Raw genomic sequence first — 15,909 nt, 5'->3', positions numbered from 1 at the left:
TGACCGGAGTTGTATTCTCTATACAAGAGAATTTACACTCCCGATATAATTTACCATATAAATCGCTTACAAGCATAACAATCTCATACAGAAAGGTGGGGAGAAGATTGGCTGATTCTGTAACCGCTCGTACGCCTAAAAGAAGCTTAAAAACTCGTGCTCCAAAGCAAAGTTTAGGAAAAACGATTTTACAGTACAAGTATTTTTACCTCATGGTTCTACCGGTGTTAATCTGGTATGCCCTCTTCAGCTATGCTCCCATGTACGGTGTAACGCTAGCGTTCAAAACATTTAATTACAGTGAGGGGATTCTGGGAAGTCCTTGGGTTGGCTTGGAGAATTTTCAAACGCTGCTGACCGACCCCGATTTTCGCAAGGCGTTTTGGAATACGGTCATTATCAGCTTGATGAAGCTGGTCACTCATTTCCCGATGCCCATTATCCTGGCGATTGTTTTATATGAGTTTTCCAGGACAAAAATGAAGCGGTTTTTTCAGACGATCCTGACGTTCCCGCATTTTATATCGTGGGTTGTACTGTCGGGGATTATTATCAATATTTTAAGCAAGGACGGGATTTATAACCAGATCATCATGCTGTTTGGTGGAGATCCGAATTCTCCTCTTGTCGATGAAAGTGCATTCAGACCCGTTCTGTATATCACGCATGTGTGGCGAGAGATCGGTTGGGATTCAATCATTTACCTGGCGGCTCTGGCAGGGATCAATCCTGAGCTGTTTGAAGCGGCTGAAGTAGACGGAGCGAACCGGTTTCGCCGTTTGCTAAACATCGCATGGCCGGGTTTGAAAAGTACAGTCGCAGTCCTGCTAATCCTTCAAGTTGGACAACTACTAACCCAAGGTTCGAGCTTCGAGCAAATTTTCAACCTGTATAGTTCGCCGGTATATTCGGTTGCCGACACGATCGATACTTACATTTATCGGACTTCATTCACGATTGGAGGAGACTTTGGATATATGACCGCCGTGGGTGTCGTAAAGTCCATTATCAGCCTAATCCTTTTATGGGCGGCCAATACGTTCGCTAAGAAGATGGGCGAGGAAGGACTGTATTAATCTGCAGGAAAAGGGGAGAAGCAAGTGACCGACATAACGGTTAAAAAGAGAAAAAAGTGGAGTGTTTTCGATATCGTCGCATTCGTGGTGCTGGGGCTCCTAGCAATAGTAACATTTTTTCCCTTCTATAATGTTCTTATTATCTCTGTGGCAAAGTTCGAAGCGATTAGTAAAAGCGACTTTTATATTTTTCCGCTTTCGTTTGACCTGTCCGCTTACAAGCTTTTGCTTCAGGATATGAAGTTTTGGACTTCCATCTTTAATTCTGTCATCGTAACAGTGGTTGGCGTGTTGTTCAGCATGACAATCTCTGTGGCGGGAGCTTACGCATTATCCAAGCGGGGTATGCCCGGCAGAAACATAATGCTTAGCTTGATCTTGTTCACTATGTTTTTCAATGGCGGTTTAATTCCTTTTTACTTAGTCGTTAAAGATCTAGGATTCGTAAACAATATACTCGTCATGATCATCCCTGCGGGTCTCAATACGTTTTATCTAATCATTATGAAAAACTATTTCAATACCATTCCAGAAAGCTTGGAAGAATCGGCTAAGCTGGATGGGGCGAATGATCTGTACATTCTTTTCAAAATCATTATTCCAATTTCTGCTCCATTCATGGCGACTTTTGCTTTGTTCTATGCTGTGGAAAGATGGAATGAATGGTGGTATGCATTAATTTTTATCAGTGACGCGGCAAAAGCACCCCTTCAGATTTATCTACGGGAGACACTTATTACTTCGAATTCCTTGCTAAGCCAAATGGCACAAACGATGGCCGAGCAGGAGCAGACGGGAAAGGTCTACACACCTGCACTTCAAATGGCAGCGATTGTAGTTTCGAGTATTCCGATTATTGTTGTTTATCCGTTCCTGCAGAAGCATTTTAATAAAGGCATTATGGTGGGTTCAATAAAAGGATAAGAAAGATTTTAAATAGATTGATTCTATCCTAAAATAGTATAAAGGGAGGTTTCAAGCATGCATAGAAAGAAAATAATGACATTGGCATTATGTATAACTTTGTTGGCTTCAGTACTCACGGCTTGCGGTGGAGGCAATAACGGCAAAGGGCAGGCTGGTTCAAACGGTGAAACATCTCCGAATTCTTCTAACTCTACGGATAATCCTTACAAGGATCCAATGACTATTTCTCTTGGGTTTTGGGATGCAGATGCCGAGATTGCTAACATCGAAAAGGACCCGATTGCTAAACAAGTATTGGAGAAATTTAACATCACACTAAAACCTGTCAATTTGTCTTGGGATGACTATACCCAGAAGATTCAAATGTGGGCCGCTTCCGGCCAATTGCCAGACATTTTCGCGATCGACGCCGTAGGTACACAATATCAGCGCAAATGGGTGAATCAAGGCGTTGTCAAAGCGCTCCCGGATCTTTCAAAGTATCCAAATCTTGCAAAATACTTCGAATCGCCAGATATTAAAGGATTAGGAGTGGATGGAAAGTATTATACTGTGCCTCGCCGGATGTTCCCGAGTGTCGATTGGAGCGCACTGGATCGTATGGTCTTCTATCGTTGGGATCTTGCTCAAAAGGCTGGGATCACCAAAGAACCAGAGACATGGGAAGAGTTTGAAGCTATGCTTGATGCAATCGTAAAGTCGGATCCGGAAGGCAAGCATGTTACTGGTCTTACGACGACAACTACCAAGATGCTGGGCGGATTCTTCTGGTTGTATGGCAACCCGGTTGCTACTAGTGATGGAAGCGGCAGTGATTTTAAATGGATCAAAGAGGATGGGAAATTTATCCCTGCTGTATTCTCTAAAAATGCGCTGCCAGCGCTGCAAAACATGAAGAATATGTACGAAAAAGGATTGATCGATCCAGACATCGCGCTTGTTAAACCAGCAGAGTCCTATGACAATTTCGTAGCAGGCAAAGCAGCTGCTCTCCTGAGCGGTGGAGGTTTCATAAATTTAAATAGCGATATGTATGAAAAACGCTGGAAAACAGCTTATCCGGATAAGGATATGACGGAGAGCGTGAAGGCGCTCAAGCCGCTTATCGGTCCTGATGGTGAACGTTCACACGCTATCTTTAAAACATACTGGTCAGAAAGCTATTTCAGCAATAAGATTGACGATAAAAAGATGGATCGCATCATGGCACTCTATGATTATGTGTTGTCTCCTGAAGGCAAGGATCTGTTGACTTATGGCATCGAAGGTGTAGATTATAAGCTCGAAAATGGGCAGAAGGTTGTCATTGAAAAGGGTTCGTTAAATGAGAAGTATCCAGCTAGCAGATTTCTGAAGAATTTGGTAGCTTATGAAACTTCAGATAGCTATAACATGGATAACCCGACGATTGCTAACGAAGGAATCCGCAAAGAAGCTGTCGATTACATCGACTGGATTCAGAACAATACAAAGGTGCCAGAATACGACATTCGGTTAACTTATATGTCCACCCCAACAAAGGATAAATTTACTGTGCTTGACCATGATGATTTGCTTAAGATCATGCTTTCCAAAGAACCCGTTGAGAGTTACTGGAATAGCATTGTGAACGATTATAAGGCTAAAGGCCTTGATAAAATGATAGAGGAAGTAAATGAGAAGGCCAAGGAACAAGGTATTGAATAATGGATGGATAGAGAAGATCCGGGCGGAAGTAGCCCGGATCTTCCGTTTAATTATTTGAAGTATGGCTTAGACGGTGCGGCGCTACTGACCGCATACTTATAAGATTGGGAGGGTAAAGTTTATGAAACTTAGCATTCACTTGACCGGGTTAACCGAGAAACAGTTAGCAGCAGTTTCAGAAGTAGCGGGAATATTGAGTATACGAATGGAACGCTCAGGGATACCAGTGAATTGTATTAAGCAAGGGAAGGGCTTTCGAATATCTTACGATGAGGCTCAGGTCACCATTGCGTATGGACAGGAACATCAGTTGATCCGGGCACTCAGCCGATTTCTTGAGAACGTACGCCGTGGAGAACGAGTTGAAATTAATGAACGGCCGGTTTATGAACAGTTAGGCTTCATGGTAGACTGTTCGCGAAATGCGGTTCTTAACTATCAAGGATATAAGGAATTGATCCGGCGTTTAGCGCTTATGGGATATTCAACGGTTCAGTTGTATTCGGAAGACACCTACGAACTGGAGGGATACCCTTATTTCGGCTATTTGCGAGGCCGATATACTGGAGATCAAATTTGGGAGCTGGATCAGTATGCCGCGTTATTTGGCATAGAACTGGTTCCTTGTATTCAGACCCTGGCCCATCTCGGCCAAGCATTGAAATGGCAGGCACATGCACCGCTTGTGGATTTCCAGGATATTCTCCTTATTGATGATCCCAGAACTTATGAGTTAATTGATCGAATGTTTGCTTTTATGTCGGCTCATGTAAGCAGTCGCCGCATAAATATCGGGATGGACGAAGCTCATATGATGGGACTTGGTAAATACCTGGATAAGCATGGGTATCAGGATCGATCTTCATTAATGTTAAAACACTTTAGCACTGTTATGGAGATCGCCAGAAAATATGGTTTCCAGACGATGATGTGGAGCGACATGTTTTTCCGTCTGGCCAGTTCCGGAGAATATTACGATGCCGAAAGTCCAATTAGCCCTGATATTGTAAAGCTGATTCCTGAAGATGTTACCTTGATCTACTGGGATTATTATTCGGAAACGCAGGAGAAATACGACGGGATGTTAAGCAAACATAAGCAGCTGAATGATCATATTGGATTTGCAGGTGGTGCTTGGAAATGGATGGGCTTCGCGCCAAACAATGAATTCAGTCGCCATGTCAGTCTGCTGGCTCATGATAGCTGTGTTAAGCATGGAATTCAAGAAGTGTTGATTACCGCATGGGGAGATAATGGCGCTGAAGCTTCCGTTTTCTCGGTTCTTCCTACCCTTCAACTTTGGGCGGAGCTGAGCTACACGGGATGTTTCGTGGAGAACTATGTCAAAGAAAGATTCAGCAGCTGTGTGCAAGGCAATTATGATGACTTTATGGCACTTGATGCGGCCAACCTGGTTCCGGGTAATTCGGCTCCGGGGGGATGTTCTATCAATCCGGCTAAATACTTGCTTTATCAAGATATTTTGTGTGGTTTGTTTGATCGACATGTTATTCCTAACGCGTATTCGAAGCATTATCAGCAAAGTGCAGAAAAGCTCGAACAGGCGATTACTCGCAATTCGCCTTGGCAATCCTTATTCTCTGTACAAGCCAGCTTGTGTCGCTTGCTCGAAATAAAGAGCGAAATCGGGATTTCTATACGCGACGCTTATCATCGGGGGAATTTAGAGGAATTGGCTCACTTTGCCAAGGTGACTTTGCCACAATTATCTGATTTGGCCAGACAATTCATGGACGACTATCGAGTGCAATGGGAGCTGGAAAATAAGGTATTTGGTCTTGATGTTTTTGATCTTCGTATGGGAGGAATGCTTGAGAGAATCAGAACGGCGATTCATCGAATCAATCGTTATGTCGAAGGGAACGTGGAGCAGATTGCTGAATTAGAAGAGGAGCTTCTGACGTTCGACGGTCTTGTTGACGAGGGCGACCCCAGGACGATAAGTGCGAATTTATGGCACACGATTGCAACACCATCCGTGATCGCTGGGGTTTAAGGAGGGGGTGAGGTTATGATTGATACTAATCTGGACCATCAAAAGGGCACAAAGCAGCCCAACCTTTTGCTTATCACCGTAGATCAGATGCGTTTTGATTGCCTGAGCATTATGGGACATCCCGTCGTTGAGACACCCAACCTGGACGCTCTGGCATCAAGGGGGATCTTATTTGAGCACGCTTACTCGGCTACCCCCAGTTGTATTCCCGCCAGGGCTGCTATCATGACAGGAATGGGGCAAAGATCACATGGGCGGGTTGGTTATCGGGATAAGGTTGAATGGAATTACGCCCATACGATTGCCGGAGAGCTTGCTCAAGCTGGTTATCATACGCAGTGTGTTGGCAAGATGCATGTGTATCCTGCACGTAATCTATGTGGATTCCATAATGTGGTGCTTCATGATGGATATCTTCACTACAATCGGGATAAGAGCAAAACGTTACAGGATGAACACTATGATCAAGTGGATGATTATTTGCAGTGGCTGCGAAGACAAACTAATGCTAACTCGGATATCACTGATTTAGGCCTTGATTGCAACGCCTCAACGGTTGCCCGCCCCTGGCACTTGCCGGAAGCGATGCATCCCACGAATTGGTGCGTGACCGAGTCGCTAGACTTTTTGCGAAGAAGGGACCCTGGGAAACCATTTTTCTTATGGTCTTCCTTCGTTCGCCCGCATTCCCCATTGGATCCGCCACAATGTTATCTAGATATGTACAAGGACTTGGAATTTCCCGATCCTCCAATCGGAGACTGGGTGGACGAGAGTGCGGCCTTAAACGGAGCTAAGGATCCAACTTCTTCGTTCACTAATTTGCCAAAGCGCAGATTGGATCGTGCCCGTGCGGCGTATTACGCGCTAATTACGCATCTTGACGACCAAATTGGGAGGTTGATCAATGGGCTGCAGGAGTATGGAGTTTTAAATGAAACTTTGATTCTATTTACTTCTGATCATGGTGAAATGATGGGGGATCACCATTACTTCCGCAAATCTCTTCCTTATGAAGGAAGTGCTAAGATTCCTTTCATAGTGTTTGATCCGGGAGAAACGCTTGGACTTCTTGCAGGCTCCCGGCCTGATTCCATTGTAGAGCTTCGCGATATTATGCCCACATTTCTTGAAGCTGCTGGCGTCCAAATACCAGTTCCAGTAGAAGGGCAAAGTGTGTTGCCGCTGTGCAGGGGAGATCAGACATTATGGCGATCTTATATTCATGGGGAACAAGCCTATGGAGAAAAGTCCCACCACTTCTTAACGGATGGAAGAGAGAAATTTATTTGGTATTCTCAGACAGGGGAAGAGCAGTATTTTGATCTAGCGGCAGACCCCTCAGAGAAGATTAATGCGATAGGCTGTACTGATAAATTTGAGCGTATAAAAGAGTGGAGAGAGCGTCTTATTCACGAGCTGGAGGGACGAGAGGAAGGGTTTGTAAACAACGGCGAATGGATTGCCGGACGCCCAATATCTCATATTCTAAAGGCATCCCAATTGGGGAAATAATCATAACATAGGGCAACCAGAACTCACAGGTTGCCCTACGTCTGTTACGGATATAAAGAAAGGTTAGTGAATTTACCAGCTACTCCGGCGTTCAGGCAAAGGGTCCTGATCTTGAATCATTCGATGGACGAGCAATTCAACCATCGAATGGCGAATATCACTATAATCGGGATCTTCAAAACGATTGGAGTTTTCATGAGGATCCTCTTTCAAATCATACAATTCGCCGTAGGTCTCACCTGCGAAAATCACCAGCTTATAACGTGTTGTACGCAAACACTTAGCGTTAATGCCGCGGTCATGAGCAATATAAGCGGTCAGGGCAGAATTGCGCACATGGGACTCTCTTCCAGCCAGCACCTCCATCTGTGACACACCTTGAATTCCGTAGGGAGTTTTGAGACCTGCGGCTGCAAGCAGTGTGGGGACAATATCAACATGTTCCATCAAAGCAGGGACCCGTTGCCCGGAAGCAATCCCAGGACCGCGTACGATCATCGGGATTCGTGTTAACCCTTCATAAAACCACGGCCCCTTGTAAATTAGTCCATGGTCACCGAGCAGTTCTCCATGATCGCTGGTAAAGAGGATGACTACATCATCGTACATTTCTTTTTGACGCCAAGCTTTTATAATACGTCCGATCTGCGCATCAATGAAGGTAATCATCGCATAATAATTTCGGGTGAGCCGTTTCATATGCGCTTCATCAAGAGAATGCTCCTCACCGCCACCAGGCCAATATCCTCCCTGACTCTGACGCAGCAGATGTGGAGGACGAAGATGCACGTCATCTGTTTCTCTGGCTGGAGATGGAATGTCAGTGTCAGCGTACATATCCGCGTAAGCTTTTGGAGGGTCAAAGGGGTGATGTGGATCGACGAAACTGGTCCATAAAAATAGCGGTTGCTCGGTTTTGTGGGCGAGGATAGCATCGATACTCCGTTCAGCAATCCAATAAGTCTGATGCAGCTCCGGAGGGAGTTCGCTCTCCCACACATCGTTTTGAGCATTAGAAGCTCTGTAATGGTCCTTGCTGAAACGCTCTGCCACTTCAGGGTTACGCTGTCTAAGCCACTCCATATATTCCCCGATACAATTATCTTCCGTAATATGATGTTCATCAAATCCGTAGTACGTTCCATCGGAAGCTCTTCCGCGGTCACGATAAGCAGGCTCTTCATATTCTTGTGAAAAGTTCCCCTTCATCTGAGGGCGGAAATGCATCTTTCCTATACCGATGGTTTCATAATCCGCTTTCTTTAAATGATCGCATAAGGTAAGTTCGTCTTCTCTGAGTGTGGTACCGATGTTCCAGGCACCATGAACATGCGGATACCTGCCTGTAAAAATGGAAGAACGTGAAGGCGTGCAAACGGGACTAGCGCAGTAAGCGCCAGTGAAGAGTGTGCCTTCCGAAGCAAGCTGGTCAAGTTCAGGTGTCAGTACGGAAGCGTTTTCGATACCTAGTGCGTCTGCGCGCATTTGATCTGTGGTAATTAACCAAATATGAGTTCTTTTTGACATCCGTAATAACCCCCTATGAATATAGTGTATAGCATCACAAAAGCCCCTAGCAACCAATGAATTCTCCATATATTTCATTAGAATCGTCCATATGGGTTGATATTTTTATTACCTATAATTAAATAGTCTATCTCAATGTTGGAGGAGAAATTATATGCGGAAGTTATCCATATCAGGGGATCATTTTATATTGGACGAACAACCCATCCGGTTGCTTTCTGGTGCGCTTCATTATTTCCGGATCGTTCCGGAATATTGGCAGGATCGTTTGCTGAAGCTGAAGGCTTGTGGATTGAATACTGTTGAAACCTATATTCCTTGGAATTTACACGAACCAGAGGAGGGGAACTTCAATTTTGCTGGATTTGCTGACATCGAGGCTTTCGTTAGACTTGCCGGAGAGCTTGGTTTGCACGTGATTTTGCGGCCAAGTCCTTATATTTGTGCGGAATGGGAATTCGGTGGATTGCCAGCTTGGTTACTTGCGGACAATAACATACAACTGCGTTGTAATGATAACGTCTATTTATCTAAGTTGGATGCCTATTTCGATGAGTTGCTTCCACGTCTGCGGCCCTTGTTAAGCACTAACGGTGGGCCTGTGCTTGCCCTTCAAGTAGAGAACGAATATGGAAGCTTTGGTAGTGATAAGACTTACCTGAATGATCTAAAAGCAGGAATGATCGCCCGCGGCATGGACGTTCTGCTGTTTACTTCAGATGGAGCTGAAGATCATATGCTCCAAGGCGGTATGATTGACGGAGTGTTCGCCACTGTGAATTTTGGTTCACGGGCAAAGGAAGCCTTTGCTAAACTACGTGAATATCAGCCTACGGGACCGTTGATGTGTATGGAATTCTGGAATGGATGGTTTGACCACTGGATGAAACCGCATAATACACGCCCCGAATCTGAAGTAGCGGAGACTTTGGATGAAATGCTGGCTTTAGGAGCCTCTGTTAACTTCTATATGTTCCATGGGGGGACGAATTTTGGATTTATGAATGGGGCAAATCTTTTTGACAAATATGAGCCCATCGTAACCAGCTACGATTATGATACGCTGCTGGACGAATCCGGTAAGCCAACTGCAAAATTCTATGCAGCACGAAAAATGATTGAGAAATACGTAACGTTACCGCCACTGGAATTACCGCCGTTATTAAAGTCACAAGCTTATGGTAAAGTGTTGATGACAGAAGCAGCACCACTGTTCACTCAGTTAGACGTTTTGTCTACCCCAGAACATAGAGCATGTCCCGAGCCAATGGAGAAACTGGGTCAGAATCATGGGTTCATCTTATATTCGACGAGGATCAGTGGACCCCGCAGCAGTATGGAGCTCGTCCTTCAAGAAGTACGTGATCGTGCGCTTGTATTCGCGAATGGGGCCTTTGTCGGTACAGTTGAACGCTGGGATCCGCGAGGAATTCCATTAGAGGTTCCAACGGAGGGACTGCAGATCGACATCCTTGTGGAGAATATGGGGCGTGTAAATTATGGCCCGCTGCTTTGTGATCCAAAAGGCATAACCTGTGGCGTTAGACTCGGCTATCAATTCCTGCATGATTGGACCATTCATTCTTTGCCTTTAACCAATCTTAAGGGATTATCATTCACACCGATAGATTGCGAGCAACGTCAGCAGCCTACTTTTTACCGGGGGAGCTTTCAAGTCAGTAAGTCTGAGGATACTTTTTTGCGGCTGGACGGATGGAGTAAAGGTCAGGTTTTCATAAACGGCTTTAATTTAGGGCGCTACTGGGAGCAGGGTCCAACTAAAACACTATACTTACCAGCGCCGCTTCTGCGTCAAGGTGATAACGAGCTTATCTTATTCGAACTACATGGCGTAATGGAGCCAGTGGTTACTTTTGTAGATACACCGGAGCTCACATGATATTTAACGGTTGAGTAAGTATCATGATTCTATAGTACGGGTCTGATGATTTTTAATATATAATCAAGACAGCCCAACAATTTATAGGAACTGAAAATGCACGATTAGGGTGGGTTAGAGGAGGATTTTAAATGAGCTATGATTTGATGGCATTTGAGACGTCTAAAGCACCGCAAGAGAGAGCAACGTTTATGGAGTGGTATGAGCAGCAAGTGCAGTGGTCGGAAGACCATGCCTATAACGATCCATCGGTTTTATCGGAGGCGCTGCAACGCTTTTATAGTGAGTTGTCTGAGCAATTTCCTAATATGAATGTAGAGGACGAGATTTTTGAGGCGATGGAGGAAGCCGGAACGGATAACCGGTTAACTGACTACTCGCTTGGCTCATCCGTCATCTATGCGGCTTTTGCGTATTCCGTAGCTGACGAAGCTTATACGGCGATGCGGGAGTTGGCTATAAAACATAAAGTTGGATTTTTTGATGTAAGCAGCAACGAAGGTGATATTATTTTTCCTTGAAGCAATATGATTTAGAGTGTAGACAGCTGGTTGCTCTCCTAGTTGTGAATGAAGGGGCAACCAGCATGTTTTTTATCTTCTTTACTCTACTACAGACGGAATAATACACTCCTTAATCAGAGGCCAGCGGTCACGAGGCTGAAGTGTGAATTCTGAGGCGATGGTTACGACAAGATCCTTTTCTGGAATGCAGCAAATGACATTACCACCATCACCTAACGCTGAGTAGGTGTAAACCCCGTCTTCTTCGCGTAGCCACCACAAGTAACCGTAATGATTAGGGTTCATCGCTGTTGATTCCTCAATCCATGTCTCCGAAATGATCTGATTTTGCTCCCATTGTCCACGGTTCAAATATAATAAACCAAAACGCGCCATATCGCGTGGAGACAACGTAAGTCCCCATCCTCCTGTGGTGATACGATTTGGGTCTTCCACCCACCCCTTCACATTTACCCCAAACAAATCATCGAACCCAAATGAGCTCATCTCATAATCCGGGATTTCATTCATTCCGATAGGTTTAAATAAACGTTCGTTGGCGAACTCACGGGCACTTTGTCCAGTGCTGCGCGTGATGATGGCAGAAAGCAGATGTGCTCCAGCGGTAGAATATTTGAAATCCCCAATTGTTCCTTGTTGGCCTAGCATATCCAGCGTATATTTTACCCAGTCAGGCTGCATACACATTTGCTCCAGCGGTTCGTGCCAATCTGCAAAAGCATAAGGTGCGGTCATCGTAAGGAGATGGTGCAAGGTGATTTCTTGTTTTTGCGGATCTTGAGCAGCGTTTGGAACATAGTCCGGGAAAAACTCCAGTACCTTTTGATCTGCATTGTTAATAAAGCCAGCATCTATGGCAATGCCTATGAGCGCGGATATGATACTTTTTGTTACAGAGGCCACATGATGTGTGTCATTCGGGCCAGCGCCATTATAATATTTTTCATAAGCGATAGTTCCACTTCTTATCACAACAATCCCGTTGATATTGCTATACTCGGATTTGATCCTTGATTCTAGTTCTGAAAGCAAATCAGCATCCATTCCCAAGTTTGCGGGGGCTGAGATTTGCCAATCTGAAGTTGGATAATTGTTTTTGAGCATGAAAGTAACTCCTTTATGAATTTTTTTTCTTTACTGGAAAATAGACCTCGGTAACCAGATCCTCAGGCACAGCGGCTTGTATCGGGTCCGTTACATATATTTCATAGGGCGAATTCACCATTTCATAACCTTCATTTTCTATCCATTCTCTCAGCTTTGCATAGACCGAGGTCAATTCTGAATAGGCGCCTTTAAGAACAGATCTCGCACAAAGAGCATCAGGCAAATCTCTTGTACCTTTTACAACCTCTTTTATGGGGAGAGCAAACTCTGTATCATTTCCGGCTGGATTATATTCATGGCTGTGATAAATTGTTATTGGCGTACCGAGCAAAGTGAGTTTTTCAGTGGCGATTTTTTCATATAGCCCGCTAAAATAATGTCCATAACCTAGCGCATAGTCATCACTGCTCAACATCTGACGCGTAAAAAGAATATTCATAGGCTGAGTTTCAACAAGCTCTACTTTTATCTCATTCAGGTAGGACATCATGGGGATACCTTTCTCCAAATTTAATACATCACTATTGATTTGTTTTAAGGTGTATTCATAAGTACTTATTTTCTCCTGTATTTCTTTTTTCTTGAGATTAAGGGCTGAGTAGAGCTTCTCTTCTGAATGATCCTGTTCCCATTGCAAAATGTCTCTGATTTCTTCCAGCGAGAAATAATAAGCTTTTAGACGATTGATAAAAAGCATTTTTTTAAGTTGTTTGATGGAGTAATACCTATAACCGTTCTCAGGGTTAATCTCATCGGGATGAATTAATCCGATCTCATCATAATATCGAAGCGTCTTCGTAGAAACTTCGCATATCTTCGAGAATTCTCCAATCGACAGCAAAAAGTCATCTCCTTTTTTCGTTTGAATTAAGCTTCCAAGCTAAAACATCGATGTTTGGTTCTAGATCTACTTAACACCTTACCCTAAGGTCAAAGTCAACAGCAAAATAGTGAACCGATTCCAAGGTTACGACAATATATAGGTAAATGGCCATTCAGAAAGGAGTAGCCAACGGGGCTACCCTTATTTATTAGAGTGTATCATTTTAGCTAAAGCCTTCAAATATTTCCCATAAAACTTCTAGAACATGTTAAGATTTTCACAAGAAAAGATTATAGGAATGGAGAGGAGAACATTTTGTCTAGAAAAAAATACGTATCTTTATTCGTTTTGTTTATCGTCCTGTTATTGGGTTGCGAAAAAAACAATGCCGATATATCCAATAATACAGATGTAGATGTAACTGATGATCAAGAATATAACTTGCTGATTACGAATAACAGTCCGTTATTTTTAAAAAGTGTAGTTGTTACCGTTGATGAAGGAAATGACGTTCAAATTAACTCTTTGATCGACAGTAATATTAAGCATGGTGGGGTAGCAAAGTTCCCCATAGATAATGGAAAGCATTTATTTAAGGTTACACTCAATCCGAAAGATAATTACTCGGTCAGTAAAGAATTTAAGGAAGAATTTAAAGCAGGAGAGATTGTTGAATATCAGATCCTAATAGAACAAAACGAAGTATCTATTCAAAAGATTAAGGATATTAAATAGCAGACTCAATTATAGCAATGAAAAAGCAGGTGGACTAGCCACCTGCTTTACCGATCACCACACTTTAATATAATTTTTGCCCTTATTCAAAAGTGTAAGAGGTCCTAAAGTGCTTTTATTCTCTTTCTTGTTATCCAGAAAATCTGTATCCAGAATTATATTGCTGCCATCCGGATTCTCAAACTCGGCATCCACGATGCGCACCCGCGGCAAAGTCTCAGTTGAATGTACCTCACCTAAGAAGTTAACGAAGCTTTCAGGCAGATCAATAGAAAGGAATCCTTCATCTCCTTGATCTACAATAAAGAAGTCTGGATCAAAGCTTTCCTCAACCAGCTTTACATTCTCTCTTTCGAAAGGCTCAGCACCGTTTAAATAAGCGTTGTTATTAATGAACATAGGCTGTTCAACGAGTTCAAACTCCTCAAGATCACCGTGTAACTTATGGACATTCTCGATATACTCCGCCAAAGAGGTGGTGTAGTTATTGAAATGTGATGTTCCCACGCCTGTCCATCCGTCTTTTCCAACAATGATATTGTTGTAGAACCGATCGTCCCCACCATAAATAAGTGAGAAACCGGCAATTTTTGTACTATGCGGAAGATGATATTGCGTGGACCGGTTTAGTACCTTACGATGAACCATCCTGCCGCCGATCAGATTGTTGATATAGGCTCCACCTTGGGCTACATTCTCCAAAGCATGTTTAGCTGTCAAGATATTATGGTCAACAATGTAGGGGCCATGGCTTACTTCTATAAACAAATCCCGGTGATTTTGATAGAACAGATTTTTACTGATTCTTGTCCCTTGGGTCTGCCAATCCAGCCATAAACCTAAAGTACAATCGTGAATCCGGTTATGGTGGATGTGAGTATCGATCGGTGCGTGAAGCTTGATCCCGGCAATTTCGTGGCCCCAGAATTCCCGTTTTATCGCAATGTTGTAAATATGGTTATGATGAATTTCGCTGAAAATACAACCTAAGTGGCCGACGATGGCATTTTGGCCGCAATCATAAATGGTATTATGGCGGATAAGATGTGAACCGATCGATTCTTTGCTCCAGCCCTGACGCTCAGCAGTAAAGACGGATTCAAGCTGATATTGATATCCGGGTTTGTCTTTTCGAATGGTACGGTAATTATGGCCTGTGGAAGCTTCTTTGCCGATACTGATAGCGCTGCATTTGGCATCGTGAATGATATTATTTTCAATAATCCAGCCTTTGCTCCAGTTAGTGCCCAGCAGTCCGGGCTGGTCTGCCGTTGGAGGTGCCCAAGGTGTTGCCGCATGCGCCATTTCAAAACCTTTTACAGTAATATAATCAATCCCGGTTTCTTCAGGGTAGAAACAAGATCTGCGTACATTGATTTCTACCAGTTCTTTGTTCGGGTTGGCACCTTGGAAATTAGCGTAAATCGTGGTGTGGTCAGGGCTTACTTTGGCAAACCAAACATAGGTCGTCTGTTTTGGATTTTGGACCGGAACCATCTCATGTGTCCAGAGATCCTTGAACTCCAGCTTTTCGACGGGAGCTGCCAGTTGATCATACTGACTGACCTCATAAAAAGACATGCCATTTAGATATACATCGCCTAAGTGTCTTGTCTCCTCTATAGTGACGAGCCAATCGCCAGACACTTCCTCAACATACGGATTAAAGCTGCCAAAAAACGTGTTCGGCAAGATCACTTTCCAAATATGATTCTCAACCTGCTGCCAATCTTGTATATGTTCAGAGCCTTTTATGACAACCTGCTCGTCTTCAGCGGCTTGATAAATAATTCTTCTTTGTTCGCTTAATCCTTTGTATCTCGGTTTTACCCATTCGCGATATATCCCTTCATGAACGATAACCTTATCCCCAGCCACAGCTGCTGAAGCCGCTTTATTGATGGTTAAAAAAGGATCATGTTGAGTACCTTGACCTTGATCTGAACCAGTTTTTGATACGTGATATTCCATTGTCCTATAACCTCCGCTTGGTTGACTTTATCCAATATTATAGGAAATAACGTTGTTAATTCTATACTTTATATAGTACACTTTAAGACAAAATTAGTGTT

The 15,909-nt window shown here is 43.6% G+C and carries 12 protein-coding genes; 8 read left to right on the top strand and 4 right to left on the bottom strand.

The genetic code is table 11. The features are described from left to right. Positions 1–107 precede the first annotated feature (107 nt). The 5 genes from NSS82_RS19490 (at position 108) to NSS82_RS19470 (ending at position 7,221) form a co-directional block, all read left to right on the top strand. The gene (locus tag NSS82_RS19490) at positions 108–1,076 is read left to right on the top strand and encodes an ABC transporter permease (protein WP_076129727.1); all 969 of its coding nucleotides are present in this window, start codon (positions 108–110) and stop codon (positions 1,074–1,076) included. A 24-nt stretch (positions 1,077–1,100) separates the two neighbouring features. Then, entirely contained in the window at positions 1,101–2,000 is a 900-nt protein-coding gene (locus NSS82_RS19485; RefSeq protein WP_051491567.1) for a carbohydrate ABC transporter permease, read from the top strand. 57 nt (positions 2,001–2,057) lie between these two features. Then, positions 2,058–3,689, top strand: a complete 1,632-nt coding sequence (locus NSS82_RS19480) for an extracellular solute-binding protein (protein WP_076129725.1) — start codon at positions 2,058–2,060, stop codon at positions 3,687–3,689. A 121-nt stretch (positions 3,690–3,810) separates the two neighbouring features. Then, positions 3,811–5,706 (top strand): family 20 glycosylhydrolase, encoded by a 1,896-nt coding sequence (locus NSS82_RS19475; RefSeq protein WP_341109893.1) that lies wholly within the window; start codon positions 3,811–3,813, stop codon positions 5,704–5,706. A gap of 15 nt (positions 5,707–5,721) precedes the next feature. Next, entirely contained in the window at positions 5,722–7,221 is a 1,500-nt protein-coding gene (locus NSS82_RS19470; RefSeq protein WP_076146426.1) for an arylsulfatase, read from the top strand. Positions 7,222–7,293: 72 nt separating this feature from the next. On the opposite strand, the gene NSS82_RS19465 is transcribed toward NSS82_RS19470, so the two are convergent. Further along, positions 7,294–8,748, bottom strand: a complete 1,455-nt coding sequence (locus NSS82_RS19465) for a sulfatase family protein (RefSeq protein ID WP_076272682.1) — start codon at positions 8,746–8,748, stop codon at positions 7,294–7,296. A gap of 154 nt (positions 8,749–8,902) precedes the next feature. Here NSS82_RS19465 and NSS82_RS19460 point away from each other — a divergent pair, with 154 nt between their 5' ends. Then, a complete protein-coding gene (locus tag NSS82_RS19460; RefSeq protein WP_076272681.1) occupies positions 8,903–10,648 on the top strand; it encodes a glycoside hydrolase family 35 protein in 1,746 nt (581 codons plus the stop codon). 131 nt (positions 10,649–10,779) lie between these two features. Continuing rightward, positions 10,780–11,169, top strand: a complete 390-nt coding sequence (locus NSS82_RS19455) for a hypothetical protein (RefSeq protein WP_076225205.1) — start codon at positions 10,780–10,782, stop codon at positions 11,167–11,169. An 81-nt stretch (positions 11,170–11,250) separates the two neighbouring features. Here NSS82_RS19455 and NSS82_RS19450 read toward each other — a convergent pair whose 3' ends face one another. Together NSS82_RS19450 and NSS82_RS19445 are read right to left on the bottom strand one after the other, a co-directional pair. Further along, the gene (locus NSS82_RS19450; protein ID WP_038571710.1) at positions 11,251–12,276 is read right to left on the bottom strand and encodes a serine hydrolase domain-containing protein; all 1,026 of its coding nucleotides are present in this window, start codon (positions 12,274–12,276) and stop codon (positions 11,251–11,253) included. A 13-nt stretch (positions 12,277–12,289) separates the two neighbouring features. Next, on the bottom strand, positions 12,290–13,120 hold the full coding sequence (locus NSS82_RS19445; RefSeq protein WP_076098972.1) for a MerR family transcriptional regulator: 831 nt from the start codon (positions 13,118–13,120) through the stop codon (positions 12,290–12,292). A 297-nt stretch (positions 13,121–13,417) separates the two neighbouring features. Here NSS82_RS19445 and NSS82_RS19440 point away from each other — a divergent pair, with 297 nt between their 5' ends. Further along, the gene (locus tag NSS82_RS19440; RefSeq protein ID WP_076272680.1) at positions 13,418–13,837 is read left to right on the top strand and encodes a hypothetical protein; all 420 of its coding nucleotides are present in this window, start codon (positions 13,418–13,420) and stop codon (positions 13,835–13,837) included. Between the two features lie 54 nt (positions 13,838–13,891). Here the strand turns inward: NSS82_RS19440 and NSS82_RS19435 are convergent, their stop codons facing one another. Further along, complete coding sequence (locus tag NSS82_RS19435; RefSeq protein WP_076272679.1) at positions 13,892–15,808, bottom strand: right-handed parallel beta-helix repeat-containing protein; 1,917 nt, start codon at positions 15,806–15,808, stop codon at positions 13,892–13,894. Between the last annotated feature and the right edge of the window lie 101 nt (positions 15,809–15,909).

The sequence above is a fragment of the Paenibacillus sp. FSL H7-0735 genome, assembly GCF_038008505.1.
Taxonomy (GTDB): Bacteria; Bacillota; Bacilli; order Paenibacillales; family Paenibacillaceae; genus Paenibacillus_AQ; species Paenibacillus_AQ odorifer.
The sequence above is the reverse complement of the archived record's forward strand: the minus strand, read 5'-3'. Positions and strand labels throughout refer to the sequence as shown.

Excerpts from the sequence above, each read along its gene's own strand:
- NSS82_RS19480 (WP_076129725.1), top strand. The coding sequence starts at position 2,058 with ATGCATAGAAAGAAAATAATGACATTGGCATTATGTATAACTTTGTTG.
- NSS82_RS19475 (WP_341109893.1), top strand. The coding sequence starts at position 3,811 with ATGAAACTTAGCATTCACTTGACCGGGTTAACCGAGAAACAGTTAGCA.
- NSS82_RS19470 (WP_076146426.1), top strand. The coding sequence starts at position 5,722 with ATGATTGATACTAATCTGGACCATCAAAAGGGCACAAAGCAGCCCAAC.
- NSS82_RS19465 (WP_076272682.1), bottom strand. The coding sequence starts at position 8,748 with ATGTCAAAAAGAACTCATATTTGGTTAATTACCACAGATCAAATGCGC.
- NSS82_RS19460 (WP_076272681.1), top strand. The coding sequence starts at position 8,903 with ATGCGGAAGTTATCCATATCAGGGGATCATTTTATATTGGACGAACAA.
- NSS82_RS19455 (WP_076225205.1), top strand. The coding sequence starts at position 10,780 with ATGAGCTATGATTTGATGGCATTTGAGACGTCTAAAGCACCGCAAGAG.
- NSS82_RS19450 (WP_038571710.1), bottom strand. The coding sequence starts at position 12,276 with ATGCTCAAAAACAATTATCCAACTTCAGATTGGCAAATCTCAGCCCCC.
- NSS82_RS19435 (WP_076272679.1), bottom strand. The coding sequence starts at position 15,808 with ATGGAATATCACGTATCAAAAACTGGTTCAGATCAAGGTCAAGGTACT.